Here is a 19,493-nt window from a genome sequence, read left to right as displayed (position 1 = left end):
CCAAAGTCTAGCATGCTGCGCCGCACCCGTCCCGAAAGGCGGGGAAATGAAAGTTTAGGATTAAACCATTAGCAGTCAGAAATCAAATATTTCTGTTTAGAAACAACGGCTTTTGATGCAAATCTATTCAATTGTTGCATCGCACAAGATTCGCTTGACTTCGCTTTTTTTCACCGTAGAATAGGGTTTGTTGCGTTGCACAATTCTTGTTCAGCTTGAAAAATTTAGATTCACCTGCTTCCCCAAACGGTACACGCAGCATCAAATTAACCAGATTCGATATTTTTGGAGATTTATATGTTTTCAATTCCTGAGCAGTTTTCGTCCGCTACCAAAGCCAACCTGGAAGCCCAATTCGCCCTGTTCTCGTCGCTGACGGGCAAGGCCTTCGAAGGCATCGAGAAGATCGTCGAACTGAACCTGACCGCCGCCAAGGCAACCCTGGAAGAATCGACCGCCGCCGCCAAGCAATTGCTGTCGGCAAAAGATCCACAAGAATTTTTCTCGCTGAGCGCAGCGCAAGCCCAGCCTAGCGCCGAGAAAGCCATCGCTTACGGCCGTCACCTGGCTGCCATCACGTCCGGCACGCAAGCTGAATTCAGCAAAGCGGCAGAATCGCAAATCGCTGAAACCAACCGTAAAGTGATTTCGCTGGTGGAAGAAGTCACCAAGAACGCGCCAGCCGGCTCGGAAAACGCAGTTGCCATCCTGAAAAGTGCCATCGGCAACGCCAATGCAGGCTACGAGCAATTCTCGAAAACCAGCAAGCAAGCCGTCGAAGCCATCGAAGCGAACCTGGCATCGGCCGTGAACCAGTTCACGCAAGCGGCTGAAAAAGTCGTGCCACGCGCTGCCGCCAAGTAATTGTCAAAGGAGCGCCACGGCGCTCCCGTCTCACCAGCTCCTCCAGGCATCCATCCCGCTACTCCCCCACGGATGCCATTATGCCCCGGCCTAGCCGGGGCATTTTTTATGCCTGCTGACTTTTTCCACTGCGTCTCGCCGCTTACTCTCCCAGATAGGCCGCCTTGACGCGCGGGTCGTCGAGCATGGCGGCCGCGTTGCCGCTCATGGTCACCAGGCCGGAATCCATCACGTAACCGCGGTGCGCCGCCTGCAGGGCCAGGCGGGCATTCTGTTCGACCAGCAGAATCGTGATGCCTTCGGACGACACCTTGCGAATCACTTCAAAGATTTTCTCGACCATGATGGGCGACAGGCCCATCGACGGCTCGTCGAGCAGCAGCAACTGCGGGTGGCACATCAGCGCGCGCGCCATGGCCAGCATCTGCTGTTCCCCGCCCGACAGGGTGCCGGCCATCTGCGCCGCCCGCTCCTTCAGACGAGGAAACACGTCGAACCACTTGGCGATATCGTCCTCGACGCCCACCTTGTCCGTGCGCGTGTAGGCGCCCATCATCAGGTTTTCGCGGATCGACATGCGGGTAAACACGCCCCGCCCTTCCGGCACCATGGCCAGTTTCTTTTCCACCAGGTGAAACGATTTCGTGCCCTTCAGCGACTCGCCCATATAGCTGATCGTGCCCTCGACCTTGCACGCTGGCAAGGTGCCCGTGATGGCTTTCAGGGTCGTCGTCTTGCCAGCGCCGTTCGCGCCGATCAGGGCGATCAACTCGCCCTGATTGACTTCCAGGTCGATGCCTTTCACGGCCTTGATGCCGCCATAGGCCACGTGCAGGCCCGCAATCTTCAAGACATTCCGGTTCAATCCATTGTTGCTCATGCGTGCGATCCCCCCAGGTAAGCCTCGATGACGGCCGGGTTTTGTTGTATTTCGGCCGGCAAGCCTTCGGCGATGCGCTTGCCATATTCGAGTACCGTGATGCGGTCGCACAGGCCCATCATCAGCTTCACGTCATGCTCGATCAACAGCACGGTCTTGCCTTCGGCCTTGATTTTCACCAGCAGTTCGCGCAGGGCCAGCTTTTCCGTCGCATTCATGCCGGCCGCCGGTTCATCGAGGGCCAGCAGGGTGGGATCGGTGGCCAGCGCGCGGGCGATTTCCAGGCGCCGCTGGTCGCCATACGACAGGAAGCGCGCCGTGCGGTTGGCGAACTGGGCGATGCCGACGAAGTCGAGCAGTTCCATGGCCCGCTGGCGGATGGACGCCTCTTCCTCGCGCGCCGCCTTGTGGCGGAAAATGGCGCCGAACACGCCCTGGTGCGAACGCACATGGCGTCCCACCATGACATTTTCCAGCGCCGTCATGTCGCCAAACAGGCGGATGTTCTGGAAAGTGCGCGCGATGCCCGCCTTGGCCACCTTGTGCGGCGCCGACGGCGAATACGGCTTGCCGGCCAGCTCGAAAGTACCCGTGTCGGGCTGGTACAGGCCGGTGATGACGTTAAAAAAAGTGGTCTTGCCGGCGCCGTTCGGGCCGATCAAGCCGTAGATCTGACCTTGCTTGATGGTAATGCCCACGTCGGTCAGCGCCTGCAGGCCGCCGAAACGCTTATTCACGCCGGCGATATTGAGAATGATCTGTTCGCTCATGGTGCTCCTCGTCCCTGGGCTAGGCGGACACGACGCCAGTTGATTTATTCGGCTGGTCCACATCATGATCCGGCCGGTCCTCGTGCTTCGGCGATGGCCACAGGCCGGCTGGGCGATGCAGCATGATCAGGACCAGCGCCAGGCCGTACAACAGTTGGCGCAGCACTTCCGCCTCGATCACCACGTGGCCGAACAGCGCCTGCTGGGTCGGCTCGACGACGTGGCGCAGCACCTCGGGTATCGAGGCGAGGATCACGCCGCCCAGGATCACGCCGGGAATATGCCCGATGCCGCCCAGCACCACCATGGCCAGCACGGCGATCGATTCCGTCAGGGCAAACGATTCCGGCGAGACAAAGCCCTGGAACGAGGCGAACATGGCGCCGGCCACGCCGCCAAACGAGGCGCCCATGGAAAAGGCCAGCAGTTTCACATTGCGCGTGTTGATGCCCATGGCTTTCGCGGCGATCTCGTCTTCGCGGATGGCGACCCAGGCGCGCCCCAGGCGCGAATGCTGCAGGCGCTTGGTGATGAACACGACGGCGATGCACAGGAAGAGAAACAGAAAGTAATAGGCATTCACGGACGGCATGGAAAAGCCGCCCACCATGACGGTGCTGTTGGTGCCCGCCTCGCCTGCCAGGTTGACGCCGACGATGCGGATGGGGTCGATCAGATTGATGCCTTGCGCGCCATTCGTGAAATTGATGGGATCGTTCAAATTGTTCATGAAAATGCGAATGATCTCGCCAAAGCCCAGGGTCACGATGGCCAGGTAGTCGCCGCGCAGCTTGAGGGTGGGCGCGCCCAGCAGTGCGCCAAACAGGCCGGCAACGCAGGCGGCCAGCGGCACGATGGCCCAGATCGACAGGTGGATGCCGTTTTCGCGGATTTCCGGCCCCAGCAGTTGCACCAGGGCCTCGCCCAGTACCGGATATTGGTTCACCACCGATTCGAGCAGGATGGCGAACTGCGGCGAAGCGAGCAAGGCCGTCAGGTAGGCGCCCACGGCATAGAAGGCGATGTAGCCCAGGTCGAGCAGGCCGGCAAAGCCGACGACGATGTTCAAGCCCAGGGCCAGCATGATGTACAGCAAGGCCATGTCGATGATGCGCACCCACGAGTTGCCGAACTGGGCGGCAAAAAACGGGAAGATCAGCAGCAGCGCAGCCAGGCCCAGCATGCCGGCGTACGCCTTGGCAGGATTCTTTTTGACGTCGAAATCGAGTAGTGCCATGATTATTCTCCCAGTGTCACGTCAGGCGCGGTCGGCAACGCGTTCGCCCATGATGCCGGACGGGCGCAGGGTCAGCACGATGATCAGTACGACGAAGGCGAAGATGTCCTGGTAGTGGCTGCCCAGGAAACCGCCTGTGAAGTCGCCGATGTAGCCGGCGCCCAGGCTTTCGATAATGCCCAGCAGGACACCGCCCAGCATGGCGCCATAAATATTGCCAATGCCGCCCAGCACGGCCGCGCAAAAGGCCTTCAGGCCGGGAATGGCGCCCATCGAATATTGAATGGAAGAATAATTGGCGCCCCACATCACGCCCGCCACGGCCGCCAGCAAGGCGCCGATGGCAAAGGTCGCCACGATGACCTTGTCGGAATCGACGCCCATGAGCCCGGCGACGCGGGGATTTTCCGCCGTGGCCCGCATGGCGCGGCCCATGCGCGTTTTTTCCACCAGGATCACCAGCGCGCCCATCGACAGCGCGGCCAGGGCCAGCAGCAAGACTTGCGTCTGCGAAATGACGGCGCCGCCTATGTTGATGGGATCGGTCGACAGCAGTTGCGGGAAGGGCAAGGGATTGCGTGTCCAGATCATCATGGCAAAGGTTTGCAGCAGGATGGAGACGCCGATGGCGGTAATCAGGGGAGCGAGGCGGGGGGCGTTGCGCAGGCGGCGGTAGGCGACCCGCTCGATGATGATGTTGACCAGAATACAGATGGGAATGGCGCCGAGGATGGCGGTGGCCAGTTTCAAATAGCCGGGCCAGTCCGGCACATAAATGCCCAGCAGCTTGAGGATGCTCAAGCCCACCATGGCGCCGATCATGAGCACGTCGCCATGGGCGAAGTTGATCAGGTTCAAGACGCCGTACACCATCGTGTAACCGAGGGCCACCAGGGCATACATGCTGCCCAGCACCAAGCCGTTGATGATTTGCTGGATGAATGTATCCATGGTCAGATTGCCCTATCAAATCTACATTGTCGGGAACAACTTCCGCCAGAACCGTCATCGCTGATACAAAAACGGCACCGGAGGAAAAATTCCTGCAGTGCCATCCCTGGACCGTCTCACCAGCATGGTGCACGCACTAAAAACGGGCGTGACCTTGCTTAGTCATAACGACAACATATTCAAGCTTGAGGCAATCATAACGATCTTTTGCAAAAACTAAACTTGGAATAAATTAATCATTTCCGAATTAAATTCGGTTTTGAGGCAACTATTTCATCGATACCCGGCAGCCATAGAGCCTCAGGCAACATCGCGCTTGATGCCATCGAGGCCTTTCGGCATCGGGAAGGTGACGGCTTCCTGCACGCCGTCGAGCGGACGCACGCTTCTGACGCCGCACTCTTTCAAGCGGTCAATGACGGCTTGCACCAGCACTTCCGGCGCCGACGCACCGGCCGTCACGCCCACGCGCAGCTTGCCTTCCAGCCAGGCCGGGTCGATTTGCGAGGCATTGTCGACCATGTAGGCAGGCGTGCCCATCTTCTCGGCCACTTCACGCAAGCGGTTCGAGTTCGAGCTGTTTGGACTGCCGACAACGATCACCAGTTCCACTTGCGGCGCCATGAATTTCACGGCTTCCTGGCGGTTGGTGGTGGCGTAGCAAATGTCGCCCTTTTTCGGTTCGGCGATATTCGGATATTTCGCTTTCAAGGCCTCGATAATGTCGCGAGTGTCGTCAACTGACAACGTTGTCTGCGAAACATAGGCCACGCTGTCCGGATTGGCGACCTGCAAGGTTGCTACATCCTCCAGCGTTTCCACCAGATGCATGCCCATCTCGGCCTGGCCCATCGTGCCTTCGACTTCGGGATGGCCATCATGGCCGATCATGATGATCTCGCGGCCTTCGCGACGCATCTTGCCCACTTCCATGTGCACCTTGGTGACCAGCGGGCAGGTGGCGTCAAAGATGCTCAGGCCGCGCGATTCCGCCTCGGCGCGCACGGCTTTCGACACGCCATGCGCGGAAAACACCAGCGTATTGCCAGCAGGCACATCATCGAGGTCATCAATGAAGATCGCGCCCTTGTTGCGCAGGTCGGCCACCACATAGGCGTTGTGGACGATTTCATGGCGCACATAGATTGGCGCACCAAATTGCTGCAAGGCGCGTTCGACGATTTCGATCGCCCGGTCGACGCCAGCGCAAAAACCGCGGGGCTGGGCCAGTAACAGTTCTTTATCCATCGCTACTCCTTCTTTACAGGACCGAGATGAGCTTGACTTCAAAGCGCAGCGGCTGGCCGGCCAGCGGATGATTGAAGTCAAACAGGGCCGAATCGTCGCGCATTTCGCGCAGCACGCCGGCAAAGCGGCCGCCGCCCGGGGCGGCGAAGTCGACCAGGTCGCCGATCTTGTAGTCGGCACCGGGCACGGAATTCTCGTCCAGGGTGGCGCGCGAGACAGATTGCACCAGCTCGGGATTGCGCTCGCCAAAGCCTTCGCCTGCGGCCAGCTCGAAGGTCTGGTGCGTGCCTTCAGGCAAGCCCAGCAAACGCTGTTCGAGGAATGGCGCCAGCTGCCCCTGTCCCAGCATCAACGTGGCGGGATTTCCGCTAAAGGTAGTGACAATATCAGTACCGTCAACAGTAGCAAGACGATAATGCAGGGTGAGATAAGCCGCTTCGGTGACGACTGCTGGTTGCTCGTTGGACATAGTGAGTTTTCAAATAGCTGATGCAAAACGATATTGTAAGCCACACTGGCCGCGCCTGCCCCATGGCATCGTCAAAGAAGGCCATGTTGGCGCGCTCCCCGGGCAAAACAGGAGAACAGCATGGGCATCAAGGATTGGCCGGCCGGTGAACGGCCGCGCGAGCGCCTGATCGAGGATGGCGCGCACTCGCTGTCGGACGCGGAATTGCTGGCCGTCTTCCTGCGCACGGGCGTGCGCGGCAAGAGCGCGGTGCAGCTGGCGCGCGATACGGTCGAGCACTTCGGCTCCCTGCGGGGCCTGTTTGGCGCCAGCCTGGTGAGTTTTTCCGCCGTGCATGGCATGGGCAGCGCCAAGTTTGCCCAGCTGCAAGCGGTGCTGGAGCTGGCGCGGCGCGCCATCATCGAGGACTTGCAGGCGGGCCAGGCCCTCAACTCCCCGCATGCGGTCAAAGACTATCTGCGCCTGACCCTGGGCCATTTGGCGCATGAAGCCTTCCATGTGTTGTTTTTGGACGTCAAGAACCGCCTGATCACCACCCAGGAAATGTTTCGCGGCACCCTCACCCAGGCTTCTTAGCAACAACTTCGAAACAGTTCTACTAAAAAATACCGCAAAATCTGCACTATTCTTGGAAAATGCATCAATCCGGGAGGCGTTGACCAAGCCATAGTGCAACATTTGCAGAATAGCTCCCTCAACATACGCGCTCACGCAAATCCGAAATCTTGCTCTGTAGCCGATCCACGATCCGAGCGATCTGCCAATTGCCCAAGCCAAGCCGACGAATGTCCAACCTTAACGTGGTCTCGAATCCTGCCAGTACCGTCGTCGACGCAACGCTGATTGCTGCGTCGCTGCGGGTTTGAGTGGCACACCGGTCAACAATTTGGCGCATCAGCGTCGTTAAGAAAGCGAATTGATCGGCACTTCCCTAAAAGCTATCGGTACCAATACTAGTATTCATCGGCTCGAAAATCGGTACACTTTCGTCCTATCTAGCGCCACCCACGCGCGCAAATTTTCGCTCCGTGGTGTATTGTGTAAATATACAGTATGCCGTTTCTACATCTTGCACATACGATACCAACACCAGACTGGTGAAGCGTGGCGTTATCTGAGAAAATACCAGGTTACTTTAGACAGGACCCTAGTTGGTGTCTCAATGAACAGCATCCTCGCAGAACTCTTTCCACTATGCAAAAACTGACGGACAAAGAAATAAGACAGGCACTCCTTGTCCATTTAGGACGACGGGCGAAGCCACCGCGCGCAACATTGGAAGAGGTTCATGTCTGCAATGGCAATGCAATTGCAGACGTTGTCGCCGTCTACAAAACAATGCATTGTTATGAAATCAAAGGTGAAACTGACTCAATAAACCGGATCGTGCGCCAATCTCAGTATTATGACCAAGCCTTTCCTTTAATTACATTAGTCACCACGGTAAACCACCTAAAAAGAGCAGAAGTAATTGTACCGAAGCATTGGGGTATCATGCTTGCCAATTCAACTCGCAACAACTCCGTAACCTTTAAACATGTGCGCGGAGTCACTCGAAATCCGTCGTATTTACCGGAGATCGCCTTGCTGAGCTTATGGCGCTCAGAATTGATTAAATTTCCAAATTTCAGCAGCCCTTTATTAGAAAAAATGAATAGACAAAGGATTGCTGAGCTTATTGCTTCGAGTGTTCCAACCAGCGCAATTAATGAGATTGTTGGGCAAGCACTTACAGCCCGCAGTTCGAAAAATTCTACTTTGGATAATCCCTCGCCATGTATTCAATATGAGCGCAGATTGTTGGCTTCAGAATCGTTGAAGGGGTAACATTCTTTGCACGCATCCCGTCCGCACGCTCCTGAATAAAATTATCCCCCCAGGAATAAGGTGCCTTACGATAGAAACTCTTACTCACGATTCCCTCGAAGATTACGTCATATTGACCGTACCCACCAGTTTTTATTCGGCCGCCTCTAGCTATGTAGTGGTAATTTCCGTAGGCATAAAACACCTTTGGCGCAGTCACGCTAAGCAGCAACTCAGGTGCAATTGTCAGTTCGGAGTACATCGGGCTCACGATAGTGTAGTCACCGAGCGATAACGATATATCTTTTACCATTGATTGAGCCGCATGAAAAATTTCGAGCTCGGCCCTGGACACCAATGATTCATCACTTGGTTTTGCAATGTCCGTGATTGCAGCTGGAATAGAAGAACCAACGACAATGTACTTTTTAATCTCAATAGCCTTATGAGCTGCTGAGACAAAATTCGCGATTTCAGTCGCGAGCTTCATCCGATTACTATCTAAACAAACTCGACAATCAAAAACGAAGATCCAATCTGAGAAGACTTTTCCCCCATCTTCAATTAGCTCAAGCAGTTCGTCTTTTATTAGATCAAACGAAGCGAATTCGTCAGGTTGAAATCGTATTGCCACCTTGTCAGAAATTATTTCATAACCAGCTTTTGCATCAAAAATAGCTTGATTATGATTCGCCGCACGATCCAAACCTAGCACAGGCACGTATTCAAATTCAGCAAACTCATCAATAATAACTCTGCAATTTGGTGATCCAGCAGTCGCTATTGCATCAGGAATGTCAAATGAATCGAGAAATATATAGGGGAATTCTTTTAGGTATTTCTCAGCCTTCCTGCAACACTTCTTGACAATTTCTTCAAATTCATCTCTACTCATACCGTCTTTACGAGCAATATCAAAGAAGGGCGTCAGTTCTTCCTTCAGTTTAGAATTTATTGCAGAGATGCCCGCCACCTCATTAACTTTGAATTTCAAAAATGGTGTATAGTAATTATTAATTTCCACTGAATATCTCTCTGACGTTATATTGATTAATGATCTCAGAGAACAAATCATATCGTTTCAATTCTCTCTGCAGGCGCCCAGCAACACATTGCGCAGGAATGCATAGCCGCTCTGCAAAGCTAACGATATCATCAGCTGACTTAGTATATCGAGCAGGGCAACTACGCCATTCGTTTCTCGGGATTAAGCTATCCGATCCTAGTCGATCAGCTTGTTTCTCAATAAGGCTGTCGGACTCAGCATCGAAATCATCCAGAATTGGCTTATCCAATTGATCAGCGTGCAGCACTACATGCGCAAGTTCATGCATGAGCGTGAACCAAAAATGATCAAGACGAGAATATCTCAGGCTTAGCGCAACAACAATATGCCCCGACGGTAGAGAAAAAACAGCGCCATCAAGCTTCATTAGAGGAATTGATTCCTCCCAAAGAAAAACAATACCGTAAGGCGCTAAATATTGGCCAATTTTCGGCAAACTTTCTGGATCCTTAAACCGCTTTGGCAGATCGGCATACATAGCCCCATCTAAACCTTTAAACGCAGGAATTGAATTGACTGCGACGTACCATCCCGCTGTTCGGCGAACAGAAGACAACCAAAGGTTGATCAGGACTTCAGAAGCGTCATCGCGTTTTCGGTAGAGCGCAGAAGCTGCATCACCGCCGCGATATATAAAGCTAGTCAACTCCGGAAGGCGTGCATCAGCGGTCTCTCGATACTTTCTTGGCGCCGCTGCTAAGATCGCTTCGGCTTTGAGGAACGCGTCGTAATATTTGCGAGGTTCGACCGAAGTGGAAGGCGGGCAAGGAAAATCTTCCTCGAGCGTACTTAGGATTTGCATAAAGTCATCCTTTCTCCAACGATTCGGGAACTACCCACTCGAAGAACTTCATGCCCTCTTTGTCGTATGCTTGGAAAGCCTTCATCCCAATTTTTTCATAAAACTGCTCGGCTTTAGGAAGTGAGTGCAGCGAAAATCCTGGCCTGAGCTCTAACTCGTTTTGCGCATAGCTAATTACGCGATCCAGAAGTTTCGGTCCTACGCCCTTAAAAACACGCTCAGCTAAAACATTTTCGCGATTCCAGGGGGCGGTGGCAATATACTCAACATAGAAAATATCTCCCGCACCGACAACACTAGATTTCGGGTGATAGATGAGACATGCTGCCTGTGGGTAGTTTTCCGCAATTAGAAAGAACCATTTGTAGCAATCGCCTTTATAGAACAAACTCTTGTCGAGCCAGCGCCAATGATAATCTTCGAACTGCGCTAACTCGAGAATGGGTTCGATGTCAACGCCTTTTGCTTCGAGCGTTCGAATATGACGCAGGAGGCTAACATTAAACGCTCCCCATGAGCGATCACATAAATTCGCAATCAACAGGTCCCACCCTGCGTGAATTGTATACTCGACTTCTCCAGGTTTTCCAGCTAATCTCCCAGTAGAAATTATTCCGACTGGGCTGATTGTCGGTGGTGCTGCATCTAGCGCCCTCCGAATATCTTCGATTGTAAAATTCAAGCCCTCTCCTTGGTCTTCGCAACTGTGGCATGAACGGCGCAAAATGGTATCGTTGATAGCATCTATGACGATTTCTGGCCGAACTCGCCTGATGCCCATGAGCATAGCATCTTGTCCAGTTGAAAAATACGCGAATTCTCACACTCTTGAAGTTCAATGCGCCCTATGGTAATTGATGAGCATGACTGAAAATAAAATCTGATCACGAATGCGTCATCGTCGACTTATGCCAAGCTCCAACTTCCATTCAACTCCTACCCGGGCAGAGGATGTCCGCGAATTCGCTTCAACAGCGATAGGGGAGGAATGTCTACTGGAGTAGTGGAAGTCCACTTTTTTTGAAAAACGGTCCACAAACTAGCGTAGTTTTGGCTCGGCATCAACTGCAAGGCAGCACTGCCCACACTAGAGCGCTACTTCTGCGAATCAACTCACACAACGACCGAGGCGGACGCAGGCGTGTCATAACAGGAGACTGCCAAGCTACCAATAAAAGAATTGCAATACTAGGTGCGGGGGGGAAGGCACCGGGCGCCCCCTCCCCCCCCGCGAGTATGGTTAACTATTGCCTTTTCGCAAATCCCCACATAGTAGACTTGCGGCAACATATTTCCTCCTACCTAGTATAGGATGGGAACAGCGGTTTCAATTTGTTTGAGCTATGTTAAATTCTGCGTATACAGCAACCCCTTTTAACAAACAATCATAAGTTCGCCCCGGAGCGTTCTTTTCCATCCCGGGGACATTTGCGAAGCAAATGCGCTCGGAACGCTCTTGGACAGGTGCCATCCACAATCTCAACGTAAAGCCACCCAGCCAGCAAATGCTCGCACCCGAAGGGGCGCGTAGGCCACACGGCCGGAGCGACTGGTCCCCGCGCCCACGCGGGGCAGTGCAACTGGGGGAGCCGGTGGAAGGGCAATTGACCGTCCAGGTCAAATTGAAGCGCCCCGAGCGCTGACCGCCCACCGGGGGGCGAAAGCCCCCGGCCCCGACTGCGGTCGGGTTCCTCGCTTTCGAAGGCGACCGCATCCCGAAGGGATAAGGTCGAGTCCATCTGGACCGCTCAGAGCGTCAGCTTTGGGCGCTGCTGAAAGCGGGGAACCCGAGCGTAGCGCGGGGCCGCAGGACATCGGGCACTAGCCCGAAGTATTTGGTAGGGCGTCCAGCCCGTGAAGCCAAATACGCTGTCCCGCAAGGAGTTTTCAACTCCGCGCAGCCCGTAGGGCGAAGGCCGTACTCTGACTCAAACACATGGAGGCCCAACAAGTGTTGTTTCCACCCGTAGAGCTATTCGAGGAAACAACGAAGTCGAGTTTTTTAAATGAAAAACAAGAAACGCCGAACGAACAAAAATAGCGATTAGGCACCCCTGATACATGACTATTCGAGCAGGTTCGATACCTCCTTCGCCTGCTGCAACCTGGCCTGCGGCGCCACCACCACCAGGGAGGACGCTGTCGCGTCCTCGTCGCCTGCAAGCCGACACCTCCGCGCAAAGGGGCAATCAAACGCATGAAATAGTCCGCCGCATAAGCAGCGAACGGCTCATCAGCAGGCCTGACGTCCCCGCCCCCGACTTTGCCGCCTGACACTGCAAATAAGAGGACGAAAGCTGGAAGTTGCTGCCTCGACGAACCGCACCGTCCTCAAGCATTCACTGATTCATGGTAACCCGTTATTTGCACCTCACCGTGGCTGCCGATGGACTCCGCGCTGCCGGCCAGAAGCCGGCGAGGACGCGACAGCGTCCTCCCTGGTTGGATGCCAGCCGCAGGCGAAAACGATCTACGCCGCAAATATAGCGCACGTTGCCGAAGCTCCCCAAGCCAGGAAAAAACCATTTCTGCCCGCGCATCCCCGGTCCCAATCATTGCAGCGCATTCCATACAATCACAGCACAACCAAAAGCGAAACACTTCATCCGAGCGTCGAAAGGAAGCTTCCTCGCGCGCACGTGCGCTACTCATTGCTTGAGCATCTCAATGATCTTTATCTTAATCTTTATGCTTCGAAGGTCCTTCGAAGGGCACTACCTTATTTCATATTAAAAACACAATCCAGACCTGACTATACGCCACCGTTATCAATTGCAGGCTCGCGCATCCACGTCGCCGCCACCTCCCTTACCCGGTTAGCCACAGAGACCGATATCCCGCAACTACGGCACACTTCACGGTGCAGCACTTCGATAAATACCTCCACTCGCGAGGACATTACCGCTTAAGCCATCCAAACCTCCAGCATTGCTTGAACCCAGCTCAATCACATTTAACTCATCACGCACAAATCTAGGCCTATTGCATGCCAATTTCTTCATGCCCCGCTGGCCAGCCTATACGGAAGTAGAAAGGACACTTCCTCACAGTTGCTCAACCGTCAGGTAGCACTGGCCACCAACCCGAACCAATCTCATCAAAGTATAGGATTTTTACCATGCGTTTCTTCAAATTGCCTAACACCTACTGGTCTGATCGTCGTAGTCGCCTCATTGCAAAAACCGGTCCGCAAGGCCTCTTAGTGCATCTCTACCTCAACTCTTGCTTGATGGGTAACTACATCTGTATCTTTTACTTGAACTGCGATCAGGCTTGCATGGACCTGTCCATGGAGGAGGCTGATCTGATGGGCTACATCCAGAAGTTCATCGAGTTGGGCATTGTCAAGTTTGACGCGGAGAATGAAATCATCTGGATTCTCGATGCTGCGCAGGACCTGGGACAGATGCTGGCGGCCGACAAGCGTGCTATTGGCGTTCGTGCCGACTACGCATGCCTGCCAAAAAAATCACCACTGCGTATGGAGTTCTACACCCGGTACGCCAAGGCACTAACACTGCCGAATGAAGAGCTCGCTTTGGCCGAAACTACCGCGACAGAATCCAGTTTCAACAAGACCATGGTGCGCGAACTGAGGCTGCGCTTCGACGGGGCTGTAGAAATGCTGATGGCACTCCGATCGGACAACCGTCAACAATTCAGCGCGAATGCCGATGAAGCCGTCGGGGCAGATGCCGTAAGCATCTGGAAAGAAAAAGGCCATGCTGAAGCTACCCGGCTCATTCTTGCGGCAATGCTCTCCAGTGACCTGGACTTACGCGCGGCCATGGGCCGCAAACCAAAGGCTAGCCCCCAGCAGCGGGACATTTAAGTTTAACTATCCGCAATGGAACACACGCGGGAAGATGGCGATCCGATGACCGTCGACTTCCTTAAAAAGCTTGAAGAGCTTCTGGCTTATGAGCCATACACAGTAACAACAATGTACAGGATTTCTCTTAAATGAAAAGCAAACAACAGATCGGCCGTGAGTATCGTGTCAAGACGCTTAAGTTCCTGGCTTGCGTAGGCTACGCCACCACACGTCAAATTTCGATGGCTGTGCTCGGTGAATGCGACGTAAGCAGCCGCAAAATGGCCGGTCGTACAATTCGTAGCTTGTTGACGCTCGGGTATCTGGTAAAGAAGCGCAATGGAGACTCTGTTGCGGGAGAGATGATCTTGGCTTTGAATCGTGCAGGGGTGGCAGCGCTCGCGGAATTCGTCGAACTACCTGATAAACGAGCACACGCACGTGACTGGATTCGTCATGCACACAAACACCGCACAGCATGCAATTCCGTTTTTGCCGCTTTGACCCGAGGACTCGATGAGCACATTGGCTGGTCAGAATTACAGATTCGTGCAGGTAGCGCGCCAGCCAGGCTGTCGGCCTTCAGCTATAAAGATGATGAAGGTAGCAGTCTTCAAAAGATTCCTGATCTGCTGTTACACGGTGCCTCCGGACCGATTTGGGTTGAGGTAGAGAACGGATACCGAGGTGCACGGGACTTTCAGAAACTTGTCTGGTTTTTGAGGCGCATCTTCGAACATCCATCCAGCTTGGTCGAGAAAATATGGTTTGTTGTGACCGCCTCCGGTGCCAAGAACATCGGAAAGCGTCTGCGCGCAGCATTAACTCATTTGCCTGATAGTGGATATCCGCGCCAAATCCGTGAACTCGACGCCCGAGTTCTGAGCGAGCGCCTTGCTGTTTATCGACTGGACGCCGACCTCTTAAGGCTGACTCCACTCCCTTGTCTGTAGGACTGCATGGTCATTTTGTCGAGTAGCCACAGGCTCACGATGAGAGAACGCAACGCAGGCGCGTACCGCCCTCTCCCCCCCGCTGCGGAGATCAGTTCTGTCACTGATCTCCGCTCGGACCTGGGTTGGCACTTTCTGGTACCAGGGCCGTAGACTGCTGCTGCTTGCCGTTACGACCAGGCAGAACTGTGGCCAGTTCTGATGCACTAGCAGTCAGAAATGCCTTGGCTACTTTATCTTGCTCACTGAGGCGCTCCAAGCGTTCGACAACTTGCGGGAGCCAGGGCTGTACTTTCTCTGCTGGGGTCTCGAGCATATCGCCAGCCGGGAAAAAAGTGTGCTTGTCCACCTGGGGACCACGGCTGCCGAACAGAAGTGTTCGTGATCGGACGATGCCTGCGCGCAAGATGGCCTCGGCCTCCAGCCCCTTGCACTCCTTACGGTGAATAACCGCGACATAGCCAGCGATCTTGCCCGGCTCTGGAGGTAGGACGACTTTCTCGCCACCACGCTCAATCTCCTCCGGCCAGGTACGTTCAAACGGAACCACCATGCCAGTATAAAAACACTTGCCGTCGCCATCGTCACGCCACCATTCGCGCACGAAACGCACTTCCACAGCTCCATCCAAACGAATAGGCACGGCGGTTTCACCGACTGGATACATCGTAATACTGGCAAATAGAATGGCTGCCAAATAGACAGCATTCAAAAAGTCGAACATGCTTCTTCCTCATCATGAAAGTGCACGAGAATGCACTGCCGGCACGCCGCCAGCGCCCACCTCCCGTGATGACGATCCTTGAAAACGCATTACCTTGCGCCGGTCGTCCAGAACTCGTAGCAGAACTTGGCCTGGACCGTATCACGCAAAACCCGATGCGATGATGCGCTGCCAGGATGCCGTACCGAAGTGCTTTACTTCATCATCGTCTTCGGGATACCTTTAAACTGAATGGCATACTGCAGCGTCGCCTTGGTGCGAAAAGCTTCCGCTTCAGCCCCGCTCAGGCGCTGCTCTTTAATCATCTTCTCAATCCCGTCCAGCACTTCCGGAGACAAGGACTCGCGGGCTGCGGCAAGCGCTTGTGCAGGGTCCGCAGCCGGATTAGTAGGGGCTTTCGCCGCAGCCTGGGGGTTATCCGCTGCAAACTGCCTGATCGCTTCCCATGCGGCCGATGCACTCGATTCCAGGGCGGCTTGCTCTGGAGTCTTGCCATTGGTGTCTTTGGTGAGTATTTTCATGGAACCTGCGGCTAGGAAGAGCTGAACCGCCACGTCATCATCCCGGCGAATGGCTGCAAAAAACTGCTCGGCCGAGTGATACGTCAACCCCATTCCTGCAAGGCTCTTGCGCGCTTCCACTTTACTGTTACTCTGTGATGCCACGCCGACCTTCCCAGATATCGATGGCGAACCGGCGGGCAATGCTGTCACGGACGGCTGGGCAATTGTTTCGCTCCTGGCCGGCATCAACTTGGCCACTGCATCCTTGTCCGGCTCCTCAAGCGTCGTGCCAGGAATATCGATTTTCTCAACCAGCAACTGGGGCAGATTCTTGCGTATGGCCGCAATTTCTTCTTTCAGGCGCTTGGCGTTGTAATCTTCGTCCTTACCTCGGATAGCGCTGGTAATGCCATTGAATAATCCGGCTGTCAGCGATTCGGTCTTCTTGACGGAAGCAAAGATCAGATAAATCTTCACGCCACGCTCAAACGGGTACAGACACGCTTGCACGCGTTCAGCGGCAAACATGAATGGATTTTTGATCGGTGCCGGGGTCTTGGTGACTTCTGCGTAACCGTTGCGACACTGGTACTCACTGACAGGCTGCCCCTGGACAAGGAAATCCTGGAGCGTCGGCTCCAGCGGGTGAGCAGGCAACGCCGCCGGAAGACTGTGCACGTTATATGAGGATGGAATAGCGAACTGTGACAAGGCATCCTTGACTTGCGCCGCCACATCCTGAGCGCGCGCATTTGGCACCACCAGCTCAGCTTTTGATGTTTGCACGTTGAACTGGTCACGAATATCCGCCGCGACAGCCACATGCACGACGGACGTGAGCAAGCTGGCCATCACGGTTTTCAACACTACTTCCTTACTCATATTTCGTCCTCAATATTTAATGAATAATATCGATCATCAAGTTTCCGTTCAAGCCAGGAAAATCATGCGATCAGTGATTGTTGAAGCTGTCCTGTCCCATATCCGTGGTGTGATAGGACTGATGACTGTCGGTGCCAAAAGTGTTGCCCATCACATCCACACTGCCTATCCCGGCCACCATGGGGAGCCCGTTGGCAGGGTTGAATTCCATGAGCGGATGATTCGCGATGTCGTCGTGGCTCGCGCTTGCAGTGGCACGTAATGCGTCGTAAGCAGCACGGACACGCTGGTCGATAATGGCGCCATTGCCTACCTCATGGTAGGTGAACAGGGGAATCCCGGCGGCCATTGCCGCGCCACCGCAACGGAAACGCGGCGACGACACAAAAATCGCATCATTGCCTGGAGCAAAGTTCTTCACGCCCTCACTGCCAAACTCAATGATGGGTGTGCCCTGCGATGTTACCCAGCCTTTATATTTCGTACGCAACAGGCGATTATGGATTTTTGCGAATATGGCCAATACCGGGGCCGCGATGGGAGATGCAAACGCACGCAGGAGGAAGGAAATCAAACGAATCAAAAGCGTTAGGAATACCAGGCCGATGGTGACCACGATCCAGGTAACAAAAAAGCCTCCAGCGCCGGCCGCGAGAACGATCAACGGCTCCTTCTTGGTAAGGAGCGTGCCAGCAAGACCGAAAAACAAAGCAAGAACCGCGAACACCATGGCAATGCGTGAGCTGTTTCTCTCCGCCCAGCGCATTACATTGTTGTCAAGGAAAGTAACCAGCAGCATCACGGCGCCGACAACTGCGGCAATCGGCAATGCTTTCGTCCCCAGGCCGGAAACGTAAGCCAGCAACAAGTAAGCCAGGATAGCCGCCGCCAGCGGTCGAATGAGCTTGGGAAGCAAAATGGCTCTCTTTACCAAGGCGAGCACCGCGTCATGATGAGGAAGATCAACATGGGAAATGCATTCGATGAGTCGTGCGGATGGAGAAGTCATGCGTCAATGGATCCTATAAGTCTGTGGAGGGCAGCAGGGACTAACACAATTTTTTAGATATACCGATTTACCCTCAATTCGTGTGGATTATGGATAGTAATACAAGAATTGCACTATAGCAATTTCCCCCAATTGTATACCATAGTATAAAGACGTGGCTATCGAAGTTCCTTACGCTGCTTTACTGGAAAGTAAAGGAGTGTTGTGGAACCTGCAATAGCTTTTGGACGTGCGTTACGTCGCCGGAGAATTGATGCTTTGTTGAGCCAGGAAAATCTGGCCCTTCAGGCTGGGCTGGAGCGCGTCTTTATAAGTTGGCTGGAAAATGGTCATAAGCAGCCCACTTTTCACACCATGTTGAAACTCGCCAAAGCCTTGAATTGTTCAGCGAGCGATTTGGTCAGAGAAGCTGAAGCGCTGCTGACCGGGCAGGATACTGAACCTACTTGATTTTCTTTCGTTCAGGGCCGACATGTTGGGCCTAACTGCGCGAACAGTAGACGGCAGCGCGGCATAACTGGATAGCGGCTAGTATCTTGCACCGCGAGATTGTCGAACGCGACTACCAGGGTGGCTTGGACTTCCTCGAACGCAACGAGAACGTGGTACGGGTCGGCCCCAGCGGCGTAGGCAAGACCCACCTGGCGATGACGTTAGGTTACAAGGTCACCCAGGCCAACATCAAGACAGGCTTTATGATGGCGTCCGACTTACTGCAAACACCGACGACGCTACCCGAGTGTAAGTGCTTGATGTGCTATTGGATGGAGCCCAGCTAGCTCTGGATGTTTGCGCACCAAGCGATCAGGCCAGGCAAGCATCAAATATCCCTCCCGAACCAGATTCATTTCTTGTCGAGCCAGGCAGAACCGCAGCCCTAAATATTCGAGGCGATCTTTGATGAAAGCTACCCGCGCAAAGTCTTCGTCTGTACCTGTATCTAATTTGTCGCTAATTTCTTGTAGCGTCTCTTCCACAGTCTGGCCCACCTCATCAACACGCAAACTTAGAATAGCGCGTCGCAATCGATTTGTAGTGGTTTAATGTACCCGGACACCAATTTAGGCGAGAATGCTCGCCATGGAGAGGTGTTTGATGAGCAAGCAAAGACGTACATTTTCCCCTGAGTTCAAGCAGCAGGCAGCATGCTTGGTATTGGATCAGGGATACAGCCACGTGGAGGCCAGCCGGTCGATCGGCGTCGGAGAATCGCTAATGCGCCGCTGGGTTCAGCAGCTTCAATTGGAGCGACAAGGCGTCACGCCACAGGGCAAGGCGATCACGCCGGATCAGCAGCGAATACAGGAGCTGGAGGCGCGCATTGAACGTCTTGAGCGGGAGAAGTCCATTTTAAAAAAGGCTACCGCGCTCTTGATGTCGGAAGGGATAGAACGTACCAGGTAATCGATCAGATTTGTGGTGACGAATCAATCGAGTTGATTTGCGCGGTGTTCGATGTCGCGCGGTCATGCCTGTATGCACATCGGGAGCGCGTGCGACACATTGATGTTGAGC

General features: G+C 54.2%; 17 protein-coding genes and 3 pseudogenes. 8 read left to right on the top strand and 12 right to left on the bottom strand.

Features of this window, described 5'->3' with window-relative positions:
- Positions 1-297 precede the first annotated feature (297 nt).
- The gene (locus ACQ4WR_RS15755) at positions 298-864 is read left to right on the top strand and encodes a phasin family protein (RefSeq protein ID WP_046685995.1); all 567 of its coding nucleotides are present in this window, start codon (positions 298-300) and stop codon (positions 862-864) included.
- Positions 865-1,006: 142 nt separating this feature from the next.
- Here the strand turns inward: ACQ4WR_RS15755 and ACQ4WR_RS15750 are convergent, their stop codons facing one another.
- The 6 genes from ACQ4WR_RS15750 to ACQ4WR_RS15725 form a co-directional block, all read right to left on the bottom strand.
- The gene (locus ACQ4WR_RS15750) at positions 1,007-1,729 is read right to left on the bottom strand and encodes an ABC transporter ATP-binding protein (protein WP_436488754.1); all 723 of its coding nucleotides are present in this window, start codon (positions 1,727-1,729) and stop codon (positions 1,007-1,009) included.
- 11 nt (positions 1,730-1,740) lie between these two features.
- Positions 1,741-2,514: an ABC transporter ATP-binding protein gene (locus ACQ4WR_RS15745; protein ID WP_436488358.1), complete on the bottom strand. Its 774-nt coding sequence runs from the start codon at positions 2,512-2,514 to the stop codon at positions 1,741-1,743.
- A gap of 19 nt (positions 2,515-2,533) precedes the next feature.
- Complete coding sequence (locus ACQ4WR_RS15740; RefSeq protein ID WP_436488356.1) at positions 2,534-3,751, bottom strand: ABC transporter permease subunit; 1,218 nt, start codon at positions 3,749-3,751, stop codon at positions 2,534-2,536.
- A 21-nt stretch (positions 3,752-3,772) separates the two neighbouring features.
- Positions 3,773-4,702 carry a branched-chain amino acid ABC transporter permease gene (locus ACQ4WR_RS15735; protein WP_102292651.1) on the bottom strand — a complete coding sequence of 310 codons (930 nt, stop codon included), beginning with the start codon at positions 4,700-4,702 and terminating at the stop codon, positions 3,773-3,775.
- Positions 4,703-5,002: 300 nt separating this feature from the next.
- The gene (ispH, locus tag ACQ4WR_RS15730; protein ID WP_102292652.1) at positions 5,003-5,950 is read right to left on the bottom strand and encodes a 4-hydroxy-3-methylbut-2-enyl diphosphate reductase; all 948 of its coding nucleotides are present in this window, start codon (positions 5,948-5,950) and stop codon (positions 5,003-5,005) included.
- Between the two features lie 13 nt (positions 5,951-5,963).
- On the bottom strand, positions 5,964-6,419 hold the full coding sequence (locus tag ACQ4WR_RS15725) for an FKBP-type peptidyl-prolyl cis-trans isomerase (RefSeq protein ID WP_034785165.1): 456 nt from the start codon (positions 6,417-6,419) through the stop codon (positions 5,964-5,966).
- A 120-nt stretch (positions 6,420-6,539) separates the two neighbouring features.
- Between ACQ4WR_RS15725 and ACQ4WR_RS15720 the strand changes: the two are divergent.
- Together ACQ4WR_RS15720 and ACQ4WR_RS15715 are read left to right on the top strand one after the other, a co-directional pair.
- Positions 6,540-6,992 (top strand): annotated as a pseudogene (locus ACQ4WR_RS15720) (UPF0758 domain-containing protein); the annotation flags it as partial.
- Positions 6,993-7,613: 621 nt separating this feature from the next.
- The gene (locus tag ACQ4WR_RS15715; RefSeq protein WP_436488354.1) at positions 7,614-8,246 is read left to right on the top strand and encodes a sce7726 family protein; all 633 of its coding nucleotides are present in this window, start codon (positions 7,614-7,616) and stop codon (positions 8,244-8,246) included.
- On the opposite strand, the gene ACQ4WR_RS15710 is transcribed toward ACQ4WR_RS15715, so the two are convergent.
- From ACQ4WR_RS15710 to ACQ4WR_RS15700, 3 genes are read right to left on the bottom strand one after another with little or no spacing between them, the layout of a single operon-like run.
- Positions 8,173-9,249 carry a beta family protein gene (locus tag ACQ4WR_RS15710; RefSeq protein ID WP_436488353.1) on the bottom strand — a complete coding sequence of 359 codons (1,077 nt, stop codon included), beginning with the start codon at positions 9,247-9,249 and terminating at the stop codon, positions 8,173-8,175. The two genes, ACQ4WR_RS15715 and ACQ4WR_RS15710, sit on opposite strands and share 74 nt — an antisense overlap.
- A complete protein-coding gene (locus ACQ4WR_RS15705; protein ID WP_436488351.1) occupies positions 9,239-10,093 on the bottom strand; it encodes an ImmA/IrrE family metallo-endopeptidase in 855 nt (284 codons plus the stop codon). The genes ACQ4WR_RS15710 and ACQ4WR_RS15705 overlap by 11 nt, the downstream gene beginning before the upstream one ends.
- Before the next feature lie 4 nt (positions 10,094-10,097).
- Positions 10,098-10,775 carry a GNAT family N-acetyltransferase gene (locus ACQ4WR_RS15700; RefSeq protein ID WP_436488349.1) on the bottom strand — a complete coding sequence of 226 codons (678 nt, stop codon included), beginning with the start codon at positions 10,773-10,775 and terminating at the stop codon, positions 10,098-10,100.
- Positions 10,776-13,211: 2,436 nt separating this feature from the next.
- Between ACQ4WR_RS15700 and ACQ4WR_RS15695 the strand changes: the two genes are divergently transcribed.
- Both ACQ4WR_RS15695 and ACQ4WR_RS15690 read left to right on the top strand, forming a co-directional pair.
- Positions 13,212-13,925 carry a hypothetical protein gene (locus ACQ4WR_RS15695; RefSeq protein WP_436488347.1) on the top strand — a complete coding sequence of 238 codons (714 nt, stop codon included), beginning with the start codon at positions 13,212-13,214 and terminating at the stop codon, positions 13,923-13,925.
- Positions 13,926-14,056: 131 nt separating this feature from the next.
- Positions 14,057-14,860 carry a replication-relaxation family protein gene (locus ACQ4WR_RS15690; protein ID WP_436488345.1) on the top strand — a complete coding sequence of 268 codons (804 nt, stop codon included), beginning with the start codon at positions 14,057-14,059 and terminating at the stop codon, positions 14,858-14,860.
- Between the two features lie 100 nt (positions 14,861-14,960).
- On the opposite strand, the gene ACQ4WR_RS15685 is transcribed toward ACQ4WR_RS15690, so the two are convergent.
- From ACQ4WR_RS15685 to ACQ4WR_RS15675, 3 genes are all read right to left on the bottom strand, one after another.
- The gene (locus ACQ4WR_RS15685) at positions 14,961-15,584 is read right to left on the bottom strand and encodes a hypothetical protein (RefSeq protein ID WP_436488344.1); all 624 of its coding nucleotides are present in this window, start codon (positions 15,582-15,584) and stop codon (positions 14,961-14,963) included.
- 194 nt (positions 15,585-15,778) lie between these two features.
- Positions 15,779-16,969, bottom strand: a complete 1,191-nt coding sequence (locus tag ACQ4WR_RS15680; RefSeq protein ID WP_436488342.1) for a hypothetical protein — start codon at positions 16,967-16,969, stop codon at positions 15,779-15,781.
- Between the two features lie 70 nt (positions 16,970-17,039).
- Positions 17,040-17,978 carry a hypothetical protein gene (locus tag ACQ4WR_RS15675; protein WP_436488340.1) on the bottom strand — a complete coding sequence of 313 codons (939 nt, stop codon included), beginning with the start codon at positions 17,976-17,978 and terminating at the stop codon, positions 17,040-17,042.
- A gap of 204 nt (positions 17,979-18,182) precedes the next feature.
- Between ACQ4WR_RS15675 and ACQ4WR_RS15670 the strand changes: the two genes are divergently transcribed.
- The 3 genes and pseudogenes from ACQ4WR_RS15670 to ACQ4WR_RS15660 form a co-directional block, all read left to right on the top strand.
- A complete protein-coding gene (locus ACQ4WR_RS15670) occupies positions 18,183-18,428 on the top strand; it encodes a helix-turn-helix domain-containing protein (RefSeq protein ID WP_436488339.1) in 246 nt (81 codons plus the stop codon).
- Between the two features lie 125 nt (positions 18,429-18,553).
- A pseudogene (locus ACQ4WR_RS15665) lies at positions 18,554-18,694 on the top strand (ATP-binding protein); the annotation flags it as partial.
- A gap of 379 nt (positions 18,695-19,073) precedes the next feature.
- A pseudogene (locus ACQ4WR_RS15660) lies at positions 19,074-19,493 on the top strand (transposase); the annotation flags it as partial.

Source organism: Janthinobacterium amylolyticum (assembly GCF_051380655.1).
Taxonomy (GTDB): Bacteria; Pseudomonadota; Gammaproteobacteria; order Burkholderiales; family Burkholderiaceae_D; genus Janthinobacterium.
The sequence above is the reverse complement of the archived record's forward strand: the minus strand, read 5'-3'. Positions and strand labels throughout refer to the sequence as shown.

Bases quoted from the DNA above. Each gene is read 5' to 3' on its own strand.
- ACQ4WR_RS15680 (WP_436488342.1), bottom strand. From the start codon at position 16,969: ATGAGTAAGGAAGTAGTGTTGAAAACCGTGATGGCCAGCTTGCTCACG.
- ACQ4WR_RS15735 (WP_102292651.1), bottom strand. From the start codon at position 4,702: ATGGATACATTCATCCAGCAAATCATCAACGGCTTGGTGCTGGGCAGC.
- ispH (WP_102292652.1), bottom strand. From the start codon at position 5,950: ATGGATAAAGAACTGTTACTGGCCCAGCCCCGCGGTTTTTGCGCTGGC.
- ACQ4WR_RS15690 (WP_436488345.1), top strand. From the start codon at position 14,057: ATGAAAAGCAAACAACAGATCGGCCGTGAGTATCGTGTCAAGACGCTT.
- ACQ4WR_RS15745 (WP_436488358.1), bottom strand. From the start codon at position 2,514: ATGAGCGAACAGATCATTCTCAATATCGCCGGCGTGAATAAGCGTTTC.
- ACQ4WR_RS15740 (WP_436488356.1), bottom strand. From the start codon at position 3,751: ATGGCACTACTCGATTTCGACGTCAAAAAGAATCCTGCCAAGGCGTAC.
- ACQ4WR_RS15675 (WP_436488340.1), bottom strand. From the start codon at position 17,978: ATGACTTCTCCATCCGCACGACTCATCGAATGCATTTCCCATGTTGAT.
- ACQ4WR_RS15725 (WP_034785165.1), bottom strand. From the start codon at position 6,419: ATGTCCAACGAGCAACCAGCAGTCGTCACCGAAGCGGCTTATCTCACC.
- ACQ4WR_RS15715 (WP_436488354.1), top strand. From the start codon at position 7,614: ATGCAAAAACTGACGGACAAAGAAATAAGACAGGCACTCCTTGTCCAT.
- ACQ4WR_RS15695 (WP_436488347.1), top strand. From the start codon at position 13,212: ATGCGTTTCTTCAAATTGCCTAACACCTACTGGTCTGATCGTCGTAGT.
- ACQ4WR_RS15685 (WP_436488344.1), bottom strand. From the start codon at position 15,584: ATGTTCGACTTTTTGAATGCTGTCTATTTGGCAGCCATTCTATTTGCC.
- ACQ4WR_RS15705 (WP_436488351.1), bottom strand. From the start codon at position 10,093: ATGCAAATCCTAAGTACGCTCGAGGAAGATTTTCCTTGCCCGCCTTCC.
- ACQ4WR_RS15755 (WP_046685995.1), top strand. From the start codon at position 298: ATGTTTTCAATTCCTGAGCAGTTTTCGTCCGCTACCAAAGCCAACCTG.